The following is a 19,135-nucleotide window of genomic DNA, read 5'->3' as shown; positions in this document are numbered from 1 at the left end:
CTGGCAAGATTGATGAGCGCAGACACGATCAATGAAAAGCACAGCGACAGCCAAACCCAACGGGGCTGTGTGAACGGTTCATTGAGGCGCATGCGCTTCATCTGATCTTCCTTATTCCGCTGCCGCCGCGAAGCCGTCGTCGTCCTCGACCTCGTCCATCGTGGCGAGTTCGACGTTGAGGCCCAGCGAGCGCATTTCCTTGACCAGCACGTTGAAGCTTTCGGGAATGCCGGCCTCGAACGTGTCGTCACCCTTGACGATCGCCTCATAGACCTTGGTGCGGCCGATCACATCGTCCGACTTCACCGTCAGCATTTCCTGGAGCGTGTAGGCAGCGCCATAGGCCTGGAGCGCCCACACTTCCATTTCACCGAAGCGCTGGCCACCGAACTGCGCCTTACCACCCAGCGGCTGCTGGGTAACAAGCGAGTAGGGGCCGATGGAACGTGCGTGGATCTTGTCGTCGACCAGGTGATGCAGCTTCAGGACATATTTGTAGCCCACAGTCACCTTGCGGTCGAAGCTGTCGCCGGTGCGGCCGTCGAACAGGGTCACCTGACCCGATTCATCCAGCCCCGCCAGCTTCAGCATGGCCGACACGTCGGCTTCGACGGCACCGTCGAACACCGGCGTCGCCATCGGCACGCCACCACGGACATTCTGCGCCAGCTCGACAATCTCTTCCGCGCTGCGCTGATCGATCTGTTCGACATAATTGTCGCCATAGATCGTCTTGAGCAGATCCTTGATCGCCTCGGGCGGCGAACCGGCCTCGGGATTGGGATTGGCTTCACGCCAGTCGTCCAGCGCCGCACCGATCTGGGCGCCCAGGCCGCGCGCGGCCCAGCCCAGATGCGTTTCGAAGATCTGGCCGACGTTCATGCGCGAAGGCACGCCCAGCGGGTTCAGCACGAAGTCGACCGGGGTGCCGTCTTCCAGGAAGGGCATGTCTTCAGACGGCAGGATGCGGCTGATGATGCCCTTGTTCCCGTGACGACCGGCCATCTTGTCGCCCGGCTGAAGCTTGCGCTTCACCGCAACGAACACCTTGACCATCTTCAGCACGCCCGGCGACAGTTCGTCACCGCGCTGAAGCTTGTCGACGCGATCCTCGAACTTCTCGACGATCAGCTTCACGGCTTCGTCATACTGCGCCTTGACGGCTTCGATACCGGTCTGACGGACATCCTCCTCGACCGCGAACTTCCACCATTCATGACGCTCGACTTCACCCAGCAGGGCCTCGTCGATGACCACGCCCTTGCGCACGCCCTTGGGCGCGGCCGAAGCGGTCTGGCCGATCAGCATTTCCGACAGACGGTTGAAGGTCGCACGGTTCAGAATGCCGCGTTCGTCCTCACGGTCCTTGGCGAGACGGTCGATTTCCTCCCGCTCGATCGCCATGGCACGTTCGTCCTTGTCGATGCCGTGACGGTTGAACACGCGGACTTCCACGACCGTACCGGCAACGCCCGGCGGCAGACGCAGGGACGTGTCGCGCACGTCGCTCGCCTTTTCACCGAAGATCGCGCGGAGCAGCTTTTCTTCCGGGGTCATCGGCGATTCACCCTTGGGGGTGATCTTGCCGACCAGAATGTCGCCCGGCTCCACTTCCGCGCCGATATAGACGATGCCCGCCTCGTCGAGGTTGCGCAGCGCTTCTTCACCGACGTTCGGGATGTCGCGGGTGATGTCTTCCGGCCCCAGCTTGGTGTCGCGGGCCATGACTTCAAACTCCTCGATATGGATCGAGGTGAAGACGTCATCCTTCACGATCCGCTCGGAGATCAGGATGGAGTCTTCGTAATTGTAGCCGTTCCAGGGCATGAACGCGACGAGCACGTTGCGGCCCAGCGCCAGCTCGCCAAACTCGGTCGACGGGCCGTCGGCGATGACTTCGCCAGCGGAAATCAGTTCGCCCACCTTCACCAGCGGACGCTGGTTGATGCAGGTGTCCTGGTTAGACCGCTGGAACTTCTGGAGCGTGTAGATGTCGACGCCCGACTGGCCGGGTTCGATATCGCCGGTGGCGCGGATCACGATACGGGTCGCGTCGACCTGGTCGACGATGCCTGCACGGCGCGCCGCGATGGCGGCGCCCGAGTCACGGGCCACGGTGCCTTCCATGCCGGTGCCGACGAACGGCGCCTCGGCACGGACCAGCGGGACCGCCTGACGCTGCATGTTCGATCCCATCAGCGCGCGGTTGGCGTCGTCATTTTCCAGGAAGGGAATGAGCGAAGCCGCGACCGACACCAGCTGCTTGGGGCTGACGTCCATCAGGGTGATGTGATCCTTGGGCGCCATCAGGAATTCGCCCGCTTCACGCGCCGAGATCAGGTCTTCGGCCAGCGTGCCATCGGCGTTCAGCTCAGCGTTCGCCTGCGCGATCGTGTGCTTGGCCTCTTCCATCGCCGACAGATAGACGACGTCGTTGGTGACCTTGGTGTCGATCACCTTGCGGTACGGCGTTTCGATGAAGCCATATTTGTTGACGCGGCTGAAGGTCGCGAGGCTGTTGATCAGACCGATGTTCGGGCCTTCGGGCGTTTCGATCGGGCAGATACGGCCATAATGGGTCGGGTGAACGTCGCGGACTTCGAAGCCGGCGCGCTCGCGGGTCAGACCGCCCGGCCCGAGCGCCGAGACGCGACGCTTGTGGGTGACTTCCGACAGCGGGTTGGTCTGGTCCATGAACTGCGACAGCTGCGAGGAGCCGAAGAATTCACGCACGGCGGCCACGGCGGGCTTCGCGTTGATCAGGTCGTTCGGCATCACGGTCGACACGTCGACGGAGGACATGCGTTCCTTGACGGCGCGTTCCATGCGCAGCAGGCCGACGCGATACTGGTTTTCCAGCAATTCGCCGACCGAACGGACACGACGGTTACCGAGGTTGTCGATATCGTCGATTTCGCCCTTGCCGTCCTTCAGGTTCACCAGTTCCTTGACCACGGCCAGGATGTCCTCGACGCGCAGCGTCGTGACGGTGTCCTCTGCGTCCAGTTCCAGACGCATGTTCATCTTGACGCGGCCGACGGCCGACAGGTCATAGCGTTCCGGATCGAAGAACAGGCCTGCGAACAGCGCTTCGGCGGTTTCCTTCGTCGGCGGTTCGCCGGGGCGCATGACGCGATAGATGTCGCTGAGCGCCTGATCGCGTTCCTCTGCCTTGTCGGCCTTGAGCGTATTGCGGATCCAGGGGCCGGTGCCGACATGGTCGATGTCCAGCAGTTCCAGACGGTCGATGCCCGCCTTGTCCAGCTTTTCAAGGTTCTCCGGCGACACTTCGTCGCCCGCCTCGATGTAGATTTCGCCGGTCGACTCGTTGATCAGGTCAAAGGCGCTGTAGCGGCCATAGACTTCCTCGGTCGGGATCAGCAGCGTTTCAAGGCCGTCCTTCTCCGCCTTGTTGGCGGCGCGGGGCGAAATCTTGTGGCCGGCCGCGAACACGACTTCGCCCGACTTGGCGTCGACGATGTCGAAGGCGGGCTTCAGGCCGCGCCATGCTTCGGCAAGGTAGGGAATCTGCCAGCCGCCTTCGCCACGGACGAATACGACCTTGTTATAGAATTCGCCCAGAATTTCTTCCGGGGTCAGGCCCAGCGCGAACAGCAGCGCCGTGACCGGCAGCTTGCGCTTGCGGTCGATACGGACGTTGACGATGTCCTTGGCGTCGAATTCGAAATCCAGCCACGAACCGCGATAGGGAATGACGCGCGCGGCGAAGAGGTACTTGCCCGACGAGTGGGTCTTGCCACGGTCATGGTCGAACAGGACGCCCGGCGAACGGTGCATCTGCGACACGATGACGCGCTCGGTGCCGTTGACGATGAAGGTGCCGTTCGACGTCATGAGCGGCATGTCGCCCATGTACACGTCCTGCTCCTTGATATCCAGGACCGAACGGGTTTCGGTGTCCTGGTCGACTTCGAACACGATCAGGCGCAGCGTAACGCGCATCGGCGCCGCATAGGTGATGCCGCGCTGACGGCATTCTTCCACGTCGTACTTCGGGTCTTCCAGCTCATAATGGACGAAGTCCATTTCGGCGGTGCCGGCGAAGTCGCGGATCGGGAAGACGCTGCGCAGGGTCTTTTCTAGACCGGATACATAGCCGATCGACGGGTCGGAGCGCAGAAACTGTTCGTAGCTCTCCCTTTGTACTTCGATCAGGTTCGGCATCTGCACCACTTCGTGGATGTCGCCGAACACCTTGCGGATGCGCTTCTTAGCGCCGGTGTTGATCGTTGGGAGAGCCTTGGTCGCCATGCGTTGTCCTTGCCTTCATTCGTCGCGTTTTTTCGCATCCCGGCGAAAATTCAGCCTGGCGTGATCGATAAAAGGGGTGATTCGCCCTTTTGTCGCCACGCAAAAAAGTGCGGGCCGGGACTGTCCGATCCGCACTGTCAGCGTCTTGTGATCCCAGGATTTCCGCCCATTCTACCCGAAACCGTGCGCAATGCGGTACGGGACCCGACAGAAAATCCAGGGCCGGTTCAGGGGCGCTGGATGCACCGTCCGAACCGGATTTCGTTGACGCATATAGGCGCGTCTGTTGGATTTGTGAAGGGGGGCGGGGGAGTGGCCGCCCACCTCCTTAAAGATTGACGCGCAACTCGGCAAAGACGGTGCGCGCCCGTCCGACGAACGCGCCCCGCCGTGCGTCGAATGCGGACGTGGCATAGGTCTTGTCGAAGATATTTTCGATGCGGATCATCAGGTCGGCAAAGCCCAGCCCCTTGGTCACGCTGCCATCGAACACAGTGAAGCCCTTCATATGCGCGCCGCTGCGCGCCAACTGGCCAGAAACATATTGTCCGCCAAAGGCGAACGCCGCGTCGATCGCCGGGATCTGATAGCGGGTCCAGAAGCCGGCCTGATGATCGGGCGCATTGGGGAAGCGCCCGCCGACCGAATTGTCGATCGCCGCGCCTGGTGCGCTGTCGGTGATGCGCGCATCATTATAGGCATAGTTGGCGGTCAGCACCCAGTCTCGGGTGATGTCGGCCGCCAGCGTCAGTTCGATGCCCTTGCTCGTCACTTCGCCGATCGGCGACATCTGGTCGACGCCGTTGATCGGCGCCAGATCGGGGTCGACCTGCACGATGCCGCGCCGCACGATGCGATAAAGCGCGATGGTCGGCTGCAATTTCCCGCCCAGCAATTCCCCCTTGGCGCCGATCTCGACCTGCCGGCTCGCCACCGGCGCGAAGGGGCCACCCACGCTGGCGCTCTGGCGCGAAGGGTCTTGCGGCTCGAAACTCTGCGAATAGCTGGCATAAAGCGACACCCGCTGCATCGGCTTGTAGATGCCGCCAGTTCGCCAGCTTGTGCGCTTTCCCGACGTCTTGGCCGTATTGGTGACAGGGTCCGCATCATCGAACCAGTCCTGCCGCACGCCACCGACCAGCGTGAAGCGCCCCCAGTCGATCTGATCCTGCGCATAGAGGCCATAGCGATGCGACCTTGTGTCGCTGCGTTCGACCGATCCGTTGCTCAGATCATATCCGCCGACTGGCACCAGCCCATAGACGGGGTTGGTCAGGGACAGCGGCGGCACCCCCGCGCGGGTGGAAACGCCGTCGAACAGCGACTGTTGCCAATACCAGTCGCCGCCCGCCGCGATCGTGTGGCGCAGCGGCCCGGTCTGAACATGCGCGATCATGTTGGCGGCGATCGTCACCCCTTCGATGTTGCGATGCTGCCGCCGGAATTCGCGCGTGACGGTGTCGGGCACGCCGTCGCCGTCTGTATCGCTGACCGGGCGGGGTTCATGATAATCCTGATCTTCCTTGTAGCGGAACCAGCGCGAAGACAGGTTGAAGGACAGGGCGTCGCTGGCCTTATGGTCCAGCCGCATCTGCGCCACCGTGCCGTTCAGCTTCATATAGTCGCTCGGCTCCAGATGATTCCATGTGCGATCCGCCAGGAAGTTGCCGTCTTCGTCGATCGGAATGCCACGCAGGCGGCCCGCCAGATCCTGCTCATAGCGGGTCAGTTGCACCGTCATTTTCGTGTCCGGCCCGATCTTCACGCCAAGGCCGCCGTCCAGCACCAGCGACGATGTGTCGCTGTTGCGCTGGACCGTGCCGACATGTTCGTAAAAGGCGCCGGCGCGACCGGTCAGCACTCCGTCCTTGTCGATCGGGCCGGTAATCTCGCCCGACCCGCCATAACGGTCATAATTGCCCACGATCCCGCGCAGCGATGCGGCGAATTCATCCTGCGGCTTCTTGGTGACATAGTTGATCATGCCGCCCGGCGCGCTGGCGCCATAGAGCATGCCGACCGGCCCTTTCAGAAACTCGACCCGCTCGATGCTGAACAGGCTGGGCACGGCAAAGCCCTGAAACGGATCGCCGCGCATCCCGTCATAGAAATTGCCGTCCTGCCGGAACCCGCGATAGGTGACGGTCGCATATTGGCTGGCGCTGATCCCTGCGACGTTGCGATACAGGTCGGTAATGTCGCGCGCACCCTGATCGCGGATCAGTTCGCTGGTGATGACCTGCACCGATTGCGGAATGTCCAGCGGATCGCTGCTGCCCCGGCCAATCTCCGTATCGGTCGCGCGATAGAGTTTTTCGGCGCGGCCGGTGACCAGAATGTCGGCGTCGCCCGATTGTGCTTCGGGCGCCTGCGCCAGTGCCATTTGTGGCAGGGCAGTGGAGAGCATCAGAATGAAAAGGGCGTGCGAACGGGTCATGCAAAGCATCCTGCTGATCGATGATGGCGGCAGAGGGTGCGCTGCGCGTTTCGTCAGGATGCGAGAAACGACGGGTGCGCTTCGGACACGGCTCTTTGCTGCCCCTGCGCCTCTCCCGGTTGCAGCAGTTAACGACAATGCAAATGATTATCAATTATATATTTCGGTTTATTGCAGTAGGTTGCGCCGTGTCATGTTATCGGCTTGCCCCCGGCCTTCACCACCGCGCCGCCCTTCATCACGAAGCCCACCGTCTCCAGCAGGCGAATGTCACGCAAAGGGTCGCCATCCACCGCGATCAGGTCGGCATAGCGTCCGGCCTGCACCGTACCGACATCCTGGCTGCCCAGCAGGTCGGCGGCATTGCCGGTCGCGGCCTTGATCGCGTCCATCGGCGTCATCCCCGCGCCGACCATCAGCGCGAATTCCTGCGCATTTTCGCCATGGCGCGACAGGCCGAACGTGTCGGTGCCGAACGCGATCTTCACGCCCGCCGCATAGGCGTCCCGCAAATTCTTCTGGAGCAGTGGGCCGATCACCAGCGCCTTTTCGGCGGTGGAGGGATTGAGTTGCTCGGGATGCTCCTTCGCCCGCTGATAGACCCGCTCGCCCACCAGCATCGTCGGCACCAGATAGGCGCCATATTGCTTGAAGATCTTGTAGCTGCCCGCATCGGCATAGGAGCCATGCTCGATCGAATCCACGCCCAGCGCGATCGTGTGGTCGATCGCCTGCTTGCCATGGGCATGGGCCGCCACCTTCATGCCCAGCGCATGAGCAGTGTCGATCACCGCCTTGATCTCCTCGTCGGTCATCAACTGGTGCGTGGGATCGTCGCCGATCGACATGACCCCGCCCGACGGCATGATCTTGATGAGGTCCGCGCCCTCCCGCTTGAGCCGTCGCACCGCGATACGTGCGGCTTCCGGACTGTCGATGATATTGTCCGCGATATGGGGAATATCGGCAAATTCGGTGCGCAATCCATTGACCGCGTCGCCATGGCCGCCGGTGGGGCCGAGTGGCGTACCGGCCACCCACAGGCGCGGCCCGGGAATGACCGCGCCGTCGATCGATTTCTTCAGCGCGACGATGACGGCGGTATTGGCGCCGCAATCGCGCACGGCGGTAAAGCCGGCCAGCAATGTGTCGCGGACAAAGCCGGTCGCCTCGATCGCATCCTCATAGTCGCTGCGGGTCACGCTGTTGCGGATCGGATCGCCCATGTGCCAGCCCGCCGTGATATGATCATGCGTGTCGATCAGGCCGGGCAGCACGGTCTTGGTCGACAGGTCGACAATCTCCGCGCCTTGCGGCGTCACGAAGCCGGGCTGGATCGCGGTGATGCGATCGTCATGGATCAGGATGGAAACCTTGTCGCGCGCCGCTGCGCCGGTGCCGTCGATCAGCCGCCCGGCATGAACCACCACATCCTTCGCGCTCGCGGCGCCCGCCCATGCGCCCGACAGTGCAATCGCTGCGACGCCCAGCGCCAATGCGGCGCGCTTCATCCCGTTCATGTCCGTCCCCTTATCCGCTGCTGGCGGACAAGGTTGCGCGGACGGCCTGATCCGTCAACGGCCTATCTTCAGGCGAACAATCCCCGTTCCGCCCGGATCGCCGCCACCAGCCGGTCGAGTTCGGCGCTGTTGTTGAACAGCGCTGGCGTCACCCGCAGCACCGGTCCCGATGCCAGCCCTGCCTTCGCCACCACCAGCAGCCGATATTTGTCGAGGAACAGCTTCGCCGCCTTCTTCGCATCGTCCGGTCCGGTCATGCCCGGCAGGCGGAAGCCCGTGACCGCGCCATAGCGTCCGGCTTCCTGCGGCAGCAGGATCTCCAGCCCCTTCACGTCACGCACCCGGTCCACCCAATAGTCGCGCAGCTTCAGCAGATGGCGATATTTCGCCTCCCCGCCGATCGCGTCATGCACCGCGATCGCGCGGGGCACGGTCAGCTTCGCGGCGAAATCGACGGTCCCGGTGGGGATGCGGGCGCGAATATCCTCCGGCCCGTGGATGCGATTGCCCAGCCAGGGGGATATGTCCTGCAAGCGGTCTTTACGGATATAGATGCCACCGGTGCCCAGCGGCGCGGCCAGCCATTTATGCAGCGAAAAGCCGATAAAGTCCGCGCCCGTATCCTCGACCGTGAAGGGAATGTGGCCGACCGCCTGTGCGCTGTCCAAAATCACATCGACCCCGCGCGCCTTGGCCATGGCGACGATCGCCTTCACTGGCGGCACCAGCCCGTTGCGGTTCGACAAATGGGTCAGCAGCAGCAGCTTCGCCCGTGGCGTATCCTTCAATATCCGCTCATAGGCGGCCAGGATATTCGCCTCCGTATGCGGTTCGGGCAGGCTGAACCGCACGATCCGCGCGCCCCGGCTCTTTTCCAGATAGTCGCAGGCAAATTGCATCTCGTCATAATCGACATCGGCATAGATCACCGCGTCGCCGGGTTGGAGCAGCGCATAATTGGCGATCAGCGCATAGAGCGCTTCGGTCCCGCCGCCCGCCAGCGCAATCTCTTCGGTCGAGGCACCCAGCATCTTCGCCACCGCCGCCCGCGATTTGTCCAGTTCCACGTCGCGCGGATGGTCCGGCGCCGCATTGCGCAGGAACAGTGCGTGATTGCGGTTCACCCAGTGCGAATGCGCTTCATAACATGCCTGCACCGGCTGCGGCATGACGCCATAATAGGCCGCGTCGAACGTCGCAAAGTCGCGATTGACCCGATAAAGCCGCCCCAGCGCCGCCTGCGCGCCCGTGAAATCGTGCATCTCGCCATCGAAGCGGAAGGGCGCATCGACCGGCCATGCATCGCCCGGATCGCCAGAGGCCCCGGCCGCCGCCAGCGCATCCTCGCCGCCGGCCAGCGCGAAACCCATCGCCCCGCCAATCACTGCGCCGCCGCCCAGAAATGTCCGCCGCGTAACCATAAACCCCCGACCTGTTTCGTGTGACACTGTATCATGACGAAGGACGGATGCAGACCCGCCATCATCGACAAAGATCGCGCCCGGACGGCTATCCGCATCGCTTGGCCGGATTTTATGTCGTTTACGTCGTGACTTGCCGCTATAGGAAAGCGGGGAGTTGGTCGTGATCCGTACCGAAGATATTTATGATGCCGCCATGGACGACGCGCTGTTCGATCAGCTTGCCGGAATGCTGGCGGAGTCTGTCGGTGCGCGATCGGCGGTGCTGCATTGGGGGCAGGGGCCCGCGCAGGTCGCGGAAATCAGCTATTCGGGCTATTTCTCCGGCGATCAGATGGCGCTCTACAGCGAAGAATTTGTAGACGACGATCTGTGGAGCGCGGCGCTCAACGGCCGCGCCGAAAATCAGGTCTGGGATTGCGAAGCCTTCGTCCCCGACAAGACCTATGCCCATAGCCGCATCTATAATGAATGGATCCGGCCGATGGGGGACGACACCTTCCGTTGCCTGGGCGGGGTGGTGCGGCGGGGCGATACGGCGGGCCATGTCGGCCTGCATCGCGGCCGCACGCAAAAGCCTTTCGATCGGGAGGAGCGCCGGCAGATTCAGCATATCGTCGACCATATCGGCCGCATGTTCGAACTGCGGCACCGGCTCAACCGGGCGGCGCATCATGGCCGCTCGCTTCAGGCGACGCTCGACCTGTCCGATCATGCGATCTTCACATTGAGTACGCGCGGCCGTCTGCTCCACGGCAATCGCCGGGCGGACGCCATGCTGCGGCGGCAGGATGCGCTGATGCTGCGGCAACAACATGTCGTGGCGCGCGATCCGGCCGATGACGCCGCGCTGCAACTTGCCCTGCGCGCGGCGCGCGCGCGCGATGCCAGTCAGGCCGGCGCGGTTCAGGTGCGGCGCGAACAGGGCCTGCCCTATATGCTCTCGATCGCGGCGGTCTGGACCGGGCAGGAACGACAGATCGTCCTCATCGCCACCGATCCCGGCCAGGGCGACGCCAGCTTCACCAGCCGCCTGCGCGCCCTGTGCGGCCTGACCCGTGCGGAGGCGGAAATCGTCGTCGCCCTGTGCGATGGCAAGGGGCTGGAAGATGTGTCGCAGGAAAGGGGTGTTGCGCTCAGCACCGTGCGCACCCAGATGAAAGCGATCTTCTCGAAAACCGATTGCAGCCGCCAGTCCGAACTGGTCGCCCGCTTCGGCCGCCTGCCACGCCTGTCCCTGCCCGATTAAGGGGCGGTTGAGGGATTGGTCGCCGCCGCGTCCGGCGGCGTGATCTTCACCGTCTCGAACCGCCCTTTGCGCCGCACCCCGGTGAGCCCCGTGCCTGACGAACTGGCGGCCGCATTGGCGCTCGGCACGCTCCGCCGCATGCATTCGGCTTTTATGGTACGCGGGGTCTGGTCGCAATTCCACAGCGCCCGCTGCAATCCGCTGCCGACATTGTGGATATAGGCGAAGCTCATGGCGTCCAGTTGCGGATCGCTCATCGGCAGGCCGGCCGGCGCACTGCCCGCCTTCCACGCCATGATCCGGCATTCGGGCCGGCCTGCGCAGAAAGTCTGGGCCAGCGCGGGCCAGCTATCGGGCGCGCCGGATCGCGGCAGTTCGACCAGAAAACTCTTGGCCCCCGGCGCGATCGCGATCAGCCGGACCCCGGCCACCGTCTTGCCCAGCGCCTCCGCGCCGATCGCCTGTTGCGGTCGGGCGGCCAGCGCGGCGGCGGCTTCGGCGACCATCACGGGCGGCCCGTCCACCGGCACGGGCGCAGCATCCTGATGCGCCGCCGAAAAGCGGGCGATCCGTGCAATCAGCGGCTCGCCGGGATCGACGCTCTTGCGGAAGGCGGGCGGCGTGCCCCACCAGCCGCGCCAGCGGAAGAACAGATGCGTGCCGACCGCCGTGATCTTGTCCAGACTGTCGCTCCAATAGGGGACGACCCAGTCGGTATGATAATGGGTGGCATGGCCGACCGGCTTGTACACCTTCCCCGCCAGCGCGCCGCGCGCAATCTCCCGCGCCCGTTCCCACGCCGCCTGTCCCGGCGTGCGCGCCAGCGCCCCGTCGCAGGTGAAGGTGAACTGGCACCCGGTGGTGCGTTCCTGCCCCTGAAACACCACGCCGCACACGCTTTTGGGGAAGGCGGGATGGCGCACCCGATTGAGCACCACCTGCGCCACCGCCGCTTCGCCGACCGCATCGTCGCCCGCCTCATACAGCTCCGCTGCCGCCAGACAGTCGGTCGCGCGCGCCAGATCGGTTTCGGTGCCGGAAAAGAGGAAGGGGCGGGCGGCCGGATTGGGATCGCGCGAAAAGGGGATGGTCGCGTTCAGCGCCAGCGCCTGATTCCGTTCCAGCGCATAGACCTGCACCGGCTCGACCGGCGGGGGCGGGGTGGCCGGCCGCCGGTTGTGCGCCGCCGCGTGCATGGCGGGACCAGCATCGGCCGGCCGATGCCAGCTTTCCCATCCCGCCACGCCGAACGGCAGGCCGATGAACAGCAAGGCCCAGATGAGATAGGACAGGAAAGTGGAAAAGCTGGTCCGGAACACGCGCGACTTGTTTCCAACCTCCGTTCGCCCTGAGCCTGTCGAAGGGCTTTTCTTCTTGCAGAAAAGTGCAGGGCTTCGACAGGCTCAGCCCGAACGGGGTAACATATTTTATTCCGGCAGGAAGTCCGGCACCGACAGATAGCGTTCGCCGGTATCATAGTTGAAGCCTAGAACCCGGCTCCCCGCCGGCAGTTCCTTCAGCTTCTGCGCGATCGCGGCCAGCGTCGCGCCGGACGAGATGCCGACCAGCAGGCCTTCCTGCGTCGCAGCCTTGCGAGCATATTCCTTCGCATCTGCCGGGTCGACCTGGATCACGCCGTCCAGCAACTGGGTATGTAGATTGGCCGGGATGAAGCCCGCGCCAATGCCCTGGATGGGGTGCGGGCCGGGCTGCCCGCCGCTGATGACCGGCGAAATGGTTGGCTCCACCGCATAGACTTTCAAGGAAGGCCAGGCCTTCTTCAGCACCTCAGCCGTGCCGGTGATATGGCCGCCCGTGCCCACGCCGGTAATCAGCGCGTCGATCGGTGCGTCGGCGAAATCGGCCAGGATTTCCTGCGCGGTGGTGCGCACATGCACGTCGATATTGGCCGGGTTCTCGAACTGCTGCGGCATCCAGCTACCCGGCGTCTGCGCCACCAGCTCCAGCGCGCGCTCGATCGCGCCCTTCATGCCCTTTTCACGCGGCGTCAGGTCGAAGCTGGCGCCATAGGCCAGCATCAGCCGGCGCCGTTCGATCGACATGCTTTCGGGCATGACGAGGATCAGCTTATAGCCCTTCACCGCGGCCACCATGGCCAGCCCCACGCCGGTATTGCCCGACGTCGGCTCGATGATGGTGCCGCCCGGCTGCAATTCGCCGCTGGCTTCGGCCGCTTCGATCATGGCCAGCGCAATGCGGTCCTTTATCGATCCGCCGGGGTTGGAGCGTTCCGACTTGATCCAGACTTCTGCGTCGCCGAACAGCTGGTTGACGCGGATATGCGGCGTATTGCCGATGGTTTCGAGAATCGTGGCAGCTTTCATAGGGCCTTCTCCAATTTGCTGTCCGTTCGCCCGCTGTCGGGTGGATCGAAGCTACGTGCTAGGCGCAATTCGGGAAAGAGTCGCGCCCAAATGAGGGTGATGATGATGGCGCCCACGCCGCCGCCGATGATGGCGGCGACCGGCCCGACGAGGGCTGCGAGGAAGCCCGATTCCGCCTCACCCAGTTCGTTGGAGGCGGAGATGGTGAGTTGCGACAGGCTCGACACGCGCCCGCGCATCGCATCCGGGGTGTGGATCTGCACCAGCGACTGGCGCACGAATACCGACACCATGTCCGCGCCGCCCAGCACCACCAGCGCGGCGATCCCGGCCTCCACAGCCATGTCGCGCGGCAGGAAGGCGGTGCAGCCGAACGCTATGGTGGCGAGGCCGAACAGGATCACCGATCCCAGCATCTTCATCCCCACCTCGCTCTTCATCGGACGGAAGGAGAACCACAGCGCGGTGATGGCCGCGCCGATGCCGGGCGCCATGGCCAGATGGCCAAAGCCCGCAGACCCGACATGCAATATGTCGCGGGCATAGACCGGCAACAGGGCCGTCGCCCCCGCCAGCAGCACCGCGAACAGGTCCAGCGTGATCGTCGCCAACACCAGCCGGTTGGTGCGGACATAAGTGACGCCGTCGATCATCTGGCGGATGGGATGGCGGCCCACTTCGCGCGGCGGCTGCGGCACCGGGCCGATCAGCATCATGGAAATGAGGCCGATGCCAAAGAGGACCGCCGACAGGGCATAGGCCGCCCAGGGCTCGATCGCATAGGCATAGCCGCCCAGCGCCTTGCCCAAAATATCGCCCGCCTGCCAGGCGACGGAGGACAGCGCGATCGCGTTGGGCAGCACGGCGGGCGGCACCAGATTGGGCGCCAGCGCGCCATAGGCCGGGCCGTTGAAGGCGCGGGCGATGCCGACGATGACGGCGATGCCGAAGATCAGCGGCAGGCTGACCCAGCCTTCATAGGTGGCGAAGGAGAGGGCGCCTGCCGCCAGCGTCAGCAGGGCCAATGTCAGCCGGGTGATGATCCGCCGGTCGAAATGGTCCGCCACCCATCCGGTGATCGGCGTCAGGCAGAAGAGCGGCAGGAATTGCGCCAGCCCGATCAGGCCAAGCTGCGCCGCGGCCTCGCCGGTGCTCATCGTCTCCCGCGCGACATTATAGGCCTGCCACGCCAGCAGGATCATCATGCTGTACTGCGCCAGCGTGGCGCAGAAACGCCCGACCAGATAGGCGCGGAAATTGGGGAAATGCAGCGGGTGCCGGGGCGGGAGGGGAGCCGTCATGGCGATGGCTTTAGCGATGCGGGCAACCATCTGGCAACCATTGCAGGGATGCCAATGCTACAAGATTTGCTTTGCGATCTATGAGGATGGCGGACGGGGGGCTATATCCTTCATGGCAAGCTTTCGTGCAGGAATGCGTGACGCTCAGAAGTGGATGGTGGCGCAAACCACCTGTTTTTCGCACATGGAAGGTCGTAAGGTACGAATTTCGGTGATGACCGTTAGGGACCGTTGACTTGAATAGCTGACTAAAGTGCCAGATTGAGCTTCAGCATAGTCAATCTGGGGTTGTCTGGTGCCATTCCTGCGGCCAACGCTTCGTCCTGCACTTCGGCCGCTGCATGCTTGTCTACGACTTTGCCCAGCACACGCAATGGATCATACGCCGTGTTCACTGGCAACTTGCCCCGTTCAAGTTCGGCGATTACAGTCTCCGAGATATGGTGAGAACAAGGCCATTCGCGCATTGCCGCACTGCTCAACGTACCGACTTTGCTACCGAGAAGTTCTTGCACGCTGTTCACATAGGGGGACGCGAACATCGCCTTTAAGCCGCGTTCCCATAACGACGGAGCAGAGCCTACAAACATAGCCAACGGGATATGCTCGCCGCCATTGCCGGAGTCTAGCATCCGCGTGGCAAAGATTGAGCGAACCTCAGCATCCCCGGTCATCGCCGCCAATTGAATCAATGGTTTGCCAGTTTCGTCCAAAGCAGAACGCCGTGCTAGCTCATTTGGCGCAAGGCCCAGAGCATCGGCGAGAGCGTCGAAGTTGGTGTAGAGGACTGACTTTGTGTAAGATTCTGGAGGGTCACGGTATCTCACAGAGTCTTCAGTCACCGTCAGATCGGCAGCAAATTTTCGCGCATAGTCTTCCTCAGTCCTAAGGTCGCCCATTCCTTCGAGCTTATATGAAGCAAATGACCTGACCTTTTCTGCGCGATCCTCCAGAAAATGTTCGAGTAGCGGTGTTTGCCATGGATAGGGCATTTGCCATGGATAGGCACCATCAATGCTCCCCCATGCACGAATTTCTTCGACCAGTTGCAGTCGAATCGATACCGGCTGGCTTGATGCGAAATCCTTCACAGCCCTAAAATCATCGTCGCGGCCATTGCGGATCATTTCTATGAGAGCCCAACGACGCTGCCCTCGACTCCACCGCTTGCAATTTTCGGCGGTCAACGTGTTACCTTGGTGAAATTTGGTCAGGCCCTGTTCGGACAACCAATCGACCCAAGGCTGATATAGCGCAGGATGCCTGCCGCCTAGTTGCCAGCTATACTCTGGAATCCAGTCGCAAGGATGCGCGGAAAAGCCGCGAGCCTCGACAAGCTGTAACACGTCAACGACTGATCCATTGGCGGGTGGCTTTTCGTAGGCCAACACTGCTCGGAACGCTGCGCGCGCTTGTTCGCCCATTCTGGGCAGGCGAAGTTCCGGTAGCCTTGCCGCGAGATCTTCATCGACGGACCTCAGGGAAATGTAACCAGTATCACGACTTCTGTGCTTGGTCGTAATCAACTGCCCCGCGCCCATCTCTGTTCCTCCTGACAAAATCGACGCTCACTAGCAGGAGCACAGTTATCAAATCATTTTGGCAGAGGCTAACGTCAGAAGTCCGCCTCCCGACCGGAGTGAGGGGCCTGACGGCAAACGCACGGCGGGCGGCATGGCGGCAAAAGCCTGATTTTCGGGTGTCGGGTTAAGCGACTTTGAGTTGACGCATCGGCGTCATAACGAATTTCCACCAGAACATTGCAGAGCACGTCCCGCCAATAGCCGCAGCGATGACGACAAATAATAGCCCCTCGCCGATTTCATTGGAAAGCTCAGAGGGAGGTTGCAGGGCCGTAAAGATCGTCATTGCGGACACAAGAAGTATCTCGGCCCCAGCTATGCTCATAAACAGGTGAGGCCATATCCGTCGGGATTTTAGCCATTTCACCTTTGGCCACTCGACGAACAGGCCAAGCAGCGCTGCACAGGCAGTCGCAACCAAACTGCCGAAAAACCACATAACCCCCAGAAAACTGAGGCCGCCACTTACGCCGGGTCGTGGAAGATCACTTTCCAAGAGGAATACTATCAACGCCACAATAGCAAAAAGTAAGGGCGCGACTATGCCAGTTAGGAGCATCGCCATCAGTGCGTGGCCAATCAATGCGCCTCGACCTAAATTTTTAATTTGGCTCAAAGCTCCATACTCTCTCAATGCGCGGTTCGCTGCTTCTATTGCACTTAAATTTATAATCCGTTCCGATTTTACGTTGGCGGCAATCACATGATTGCCGACTATCGTTCAACCATTTGGATGGACGGCGTTGCACGTCTATTTTGATGTCCGAAAAACACTGTCGGATTGGGAAAGTGCCCGATAACCCAGCAAGCTGGGTTTTCCGTCACTACGAAATAGCGGTTATCGCGTTAGCTTAGCCGAAAGCCGCCATTCCGGTTCCGACCTAGTTACCGCCGCAGCAGCACGCCACTGACCGATCCGTTACGCACCGAACAGACGAAGGGAATGTCGCCGCCCTCCGGCATCGCGATTGCGCCCTCGACCTCCCAGCCGGTGGACATGGTGCTCGCATGGGCCTGCCCGATCAGTTTGCTGGACGGCCCGGCCTGATACAGCGCCTTGGCGGCACAGGCATCGCGCGCAGCGGAAGCGGTGGCGATCGGGCCATAGCCTTGCGGGAGATAGGGCGCGCGGCGCGCATCGCGCTCTTCCTGCCGGTCGCGCACGATATCGCTGACGATCGCGGCGGTCAGCACGTCATGGGGATGAATGCCCGTCTGCGCCTGCACCGTCCCTGTCTGCGCCGTGCCCGCCAGCATCATCGCCGCACCTGTCCAGATCGCCGTCGCTTTCATATCAGCCGCCTCCCTGTTTCGCGGCATCATAGCCTATTTGAACAGGCTGCCCAATATGCCGCGCACCAGCTTGCCGGCGATCCCGCCGGAGGAGGATTTGCGGCTCGATCCGCCGAACACCGCACGGCCCAGTTCATTGGCGACCTGCCGCCCGACCGATGATCCCGCCGCGCGCGTGGCCGACTGGATCGCCTTGTCGAAGGCGCTGGGTTTGGCGGCCTCCCTTGCTTCCGCCGCTTCGCGCCGGGCCTGTTCCTTCAGTTCCGCCTCGCGTTGTTTGGCTTCCACCTTGGCTTGCGCGGCGGCGGCTTTGTCAGCTTCGGCCTGCGCCTTGGAGGCCTGTGCGGCGGCGGCGGCGGCCTGCCCGCGCGCAGCCAATATTTCCTCTGCCGACTCCCGGTTGACGGCGGTGTCATATTTGCCCGCGACCGGCGATATCGACTGGATGATCGCGCGCTCCTTCGCATCGAGCGGGCCGAGGCGCGACCGGGGCGGGGCGATCAGCGTGCGCTGGACGATGCCGGGCGATCCATCCTCCTGCAACAGCGACACCAGCGCCTCGCCGACCTTCAGTTCGGTGATCGCCGTTTCGACATTCAGGTCGGGATTGATGCGGAAGGTTTCCGCCGCCGCCTTGATCGCCCGTTGATCGCGCGGGGTGAAGGCGCGCAATGCATGCTGCACCCGGTTGCCAAGCTGCCCCGCCACATCTTCGGGAATATCGATCGGGTTCTGCGTCACGAAATAGACGCCCACGCCCTTCGATCGGATCAGGCGCACCACCTGTTCGATCTTGTCGGTCAGCGCCTTGGGCGCGTCATCGAACAGCAGATGCGCTTCGTCGAAGAAGAAGACCAGCTTGGGCTTGTCCGGATCGCCCACCTCGGGCAGCGTCTCGAACAATTCGGAAAGCAGCCATAGCAGGAAGGTCGCATAAAGTTTGGGCGACTGCATCAGCTTGTCGGCCGCCAGTATATTCACATAGCCGCGGCCCTTCTCATCCACCTGCAACATGTCGTGAATGTCGAGCGCGGGTTCGCCGAAGAAATGGTCGCCGCCCTGCGATTCCAGTTGCAGCAACTGCCGCTGGATCGTCCCGACGCTGGCCTTGGTCACATTGCCATAGCGGGCCGACAGCGTATCCGCATTTTCCGCGATATGGGTCAGCATCGCCTGCAAATCGCCGAGGTCGAGCAGCAGCAGCCCTTCCTCGTCGGCATATTTGAAGGCGATCGACAACACGCCTTCCTGCGTTTCGTTAAGGCCCATCAGCCGGGCCAGCAGCAGCGGCCCCATCTCGCTGACGGTGGTGCGGACGGGGTGCCCCTGCTGCCCGTAGAGATCCCAGAAGATCGCCGGATTGTCGGCATAGGCATAGTCGCTGATGCCCACTTCGGCGGCCCGCGCGACCAGCTTGTCGGCATTTTTCGCGGTGGGCGAACCGGCCATGGAAATGCCGGCCAGATCGCCCTTCACATCGGCCAGGAACACCGGCACGCCCAGCGCGGAAAAACTCTCGGCAATGCCCTGTAACGTCACCGTCTTGCCGGTGCCGGTCGCCCCGGCGATCAGCCCGTGCCGGTTGGCGCGGCGCAGGTTCAGCGACTGCGGAATGCCGCCATCCTTGTCCGGTGCGCCAAGGCCGATGAAAATGCCGTCGCTCATTGCTGCAACTCCAAAGGAAAACCCGTTCGTCCTGAGCCTGTCGAAGGGC

The 19,135-nt window shown here is 62.8% G+C and carries 13 protein-coding genes; 2 read left to right on the top strand and 11 right to left on the bottom strand.

The window, feature by feature from the left end; genetic code table 11:
• Positions 1 to 111: 111 nt before the first annotated feature.
• From rpoB to BMX92_RS00180, 4 genes are all read right to left on the bottom strand, one after another.
• Positions 112 to 4,272, bottom strand: coding sequence for a DNA-directed RNA polymerase subunit beta (rpoB, locus tag BMX92_RS00195; RefSeq protein ID WP_093010302.1), 4,161 nt, complete (start codon positions 4,270 to 4,272; stop codon positions 112 to 114).
• Between the two features lie 328 nt (positions 4,273 to 4,600).
• A complete protein-coding gene (locus BMX92_RS00190) occupies positions 4,601 to 6,709 on the bottom strand; it encodes a TonB-dependent siderophore receptor (RefSeq protein ID WP_093010300.1) in 2,109 nt (702 codons plus the stop codon).
• A 191-nt stretch (positions 6,710 to 6,900) separates the two neighbouring features.
• Positions 6,901 to 8,229, bottom strand: coding sequence for a metal-dependent hydrolase family protein (locus BMX92_RS00185; RefSeq protein WP_093010298.1), 1,329 nt, complete (start codon positions 8,227 to 8,229; stop codon positions 6,901 to 6,903).
• A gap of 68 nt (positions 8,230 to 8,297) precedes the next feature.
• Entirely contained in the window at positions 8,298 to 9,650 is a 1,353-nt protein-coding gene (locus BMX92_RS00180) for an aminotransferase class V-fold PLP-dependent enzyme (RefSeq protein ID WP_093010296.1), read from the bottom strand.
• A gap of 163 nt (positions 9,651 to 9,813) precedes the next feature.
• Between BMX92_RS00180 and BMX92_RS00175 the strand changes: the two genes are divergently transcribed.
• On the top strand, positions 9,814 to 10,899 hold the full coding sequence (locus BMX92_RS00175) for a helix-turn-helix transcriptional regulator (RefSeq protein ID WP_256213224.1): 1,086 nt from the start codon (positions 9,814 to 9,816) through the stop codon (positions 10,897 to 10,899).
• Here BMX92_RS00175 and BMX92_RS00170 read toward each other — a convergent pair.
• From BMX92_RS00170 to BMX92_RS00160, 3 genes are all read right to left on the bottom strand, one after another.
• Positions 10,896 to 12,218 (bottom strand): cell wall hydrolase, encoded by a 1,323-nt coding sequence (locus BMX92_RS00170; RefSeq protein WP_256213223.1) that lies wholly within the window; start codon positions 12,216 to 12,218, stop codon positions 10,896 to 10,898. The genes BMX92_RS00175 and BMX92_RS00170 overlap by 4 nt on opposite strands.
• A gap of 108 nt (positions 12,219 to 12,326) precedes the next feature.
• Positions 12,327 to 13,244: a cysteine synthase A gene (gene cysK, locus BMX92_RS00165; RefSeq protein ID WP_093010294.1), complete on the bottom strand. Its 918-nt coding sequence runs from the start codon at positions 13,242 to 13,244 to the stop codon at positions 12,327 to 12,329.
• On the bottom strand, positions 13,241 to 14,545 hold the full coding sequence (locus BMX92_RS00160) for an MFS transporter (protein WP_093011202.1): 1,305 nt from the start codon (positions 14,543 to 14,545) through the stop codon (positions 13,241 to 13,243). Before BMX92_RS00160 ends, cysK begins: the two co-directional genes overlap by 4 nt.
• Between BMX92_RS00160 and BMX92_RS26765 the strand changes: the two genes are divergently transcribed.
• On the top strand, positions 14,544 to 14,780 hold the full coding sequence (locus BMX92_RS26765; RefSeq protein WP_143066686.1) for a hypothetical protein: 237 nt from the start codon (positions 14,544 to 14,546) through the stop codon (positions 14,778 to 14,780). The genes BMX92_RS00160 and BMX92_RS26765 overlap by 2 nt on opposite strands.
• Positions 14,781 to 14,793: 13 nt before the next feature.
• Here BMX92_RS26765 and BMX92_RS00155 read toward each other — a convergent pair whose 3' ends face one another.
• The 4 genes from BMX92_RS00155 to BMX92_RS00140 form a co-directional block, all read right to left on the bottom strand.
• Entirely contained in the window at positions 14,794 to 16,086 is a 1,293-nt protein-coding gene (locus BMX92_RS00155) for a hypothetical protein (RefSeq protein ID WP_093010292.1), read from the bottom strand.
• A 166-nt stretch (positions 16,087 to 16,252) separates the two neighbouring features.
• Positions 16,253 to 16,831 (bottom strand): hypothetical protein, encoded by a 579-nt coding sequence (locus tag BMX92_RS00150; RefSeq protein ID WP_143066685.1) that lies wholly within the window; start codon positions 16,829 to 16,831, stop codon positions 16,253 to 16,255.
• A 182-nt stretch (positions 16,832 to 17,013) separates the two neighbouring features.
• Entirely contained in the window at positions 17,014 to 17,421 is a 408-nt protein-coding gene (locus tag BMX92_RS00145; RefSeq protein ID WP_093010288.1) for a hypothetical protein, read from the bottom strand.
• Between the two features lie 33 nt (positions 17,422 to 17,454).
• Positions 17,455 to 19,086, bottom strand: coding sequence for a helicase HerA-like domain-containing protein (locus tag BMX92_RS00140; RefSeq protein ID WP_093010286.1), 1,632 nt, complete (start codon positions 19,084 to 19,086; stop codon positions 17,455 to 17,457).
• Positions 19,087 to 19,135 lie beyond the last annotated feature (49 nt).

It is taken from the genome of Sphingobium sp. YR768, from assembly GCF_900111125.1.
Classification (GTDB): domain Bacteria; phylum Pseudomonadota; class Alphaproteobacteria; order Sphingomonadales; family Sphingomonadaceae; genus Sphingobium.
Note: the sequence above shows the minus strand (reverse complement) of the source record. Positions and strands in the feature narration are given on the sequence as shown.

Excerpts from the sequence above, each read along its gene's own strand:
- rpoB (WP_093010302.1), bottom strand. The coding sequence starts at position 4,272 with ATGGCGACCAAGGCTCTCCCAACGATCAACACCGGCGCTAAGAAGCGC.
- BMX92_RS00190 (WP_093010300.1), bottom strand. The coding sequence starts at position 6,709 with ATGACCCGTTCGCACGCCCTTTTCATTCTGATGCTCTCCACTGCCCTG.
- BMX92_RS00185 (WP_093010298.1), bottom strand. The coding sequence starts at position 8,229 with ATGAACGGGATGAAGCGCGCCGCATTGGCGCTGGGCGTCGCAGCGATT.
- BMX92_RS00180 (WP_093010296.1), bottom strand. The coding sequence starts at position 9,650 with ATGGTTACGCGGCGGACATTTCTGGGCGGCGGCGCAGTGATTGGCGGG.
- cysK (WP_093010294.1), bottom strand. The coding sequence starts at position 13,244 with ATGAAAGCTGCCACGATTCTCGAAACCATCGGCAATACGCCGCATATC.
- BMX92_RS26765 (WP_143066686.1), top strand. The coding sequence starts at position 14,544 with ATGGCGATGGCTTTAGCGATGCGGGCAACCATCTGGCAACCATTGCAG.
- BMX92_RS00160 (WP_093011202.1), bottom strand. The coding sequence starts at position 14,545 with ATGACGGCTCCCCTCCCGCCCCGGCACCCGCTGCATTTCCCCAATTTC.
- BMX92_RS00155 (WP_093010292.1), bottom strand. The coding sequence starts at position 16,086 with ATGGGCGCGGGGCAGTTGATTACGACCAAGCACAGAAGTCGTGATACT.
- BMX92_RS00145 (WP_093010288.1), bottom strand. The coding sequence starts at position 17,421 with ATGAAAGCGACGGCGATCTGGACAGGTGCGGCGATGATGCTGGCGGGC.
- BMX92_RS00140 (WP_093010286.1), bottom strand. The coding sequence starts at position 19,086 with ATGAGCGACGGCATTTTCATCGGCCTTGGCGCACCGGACAAGGATGGC.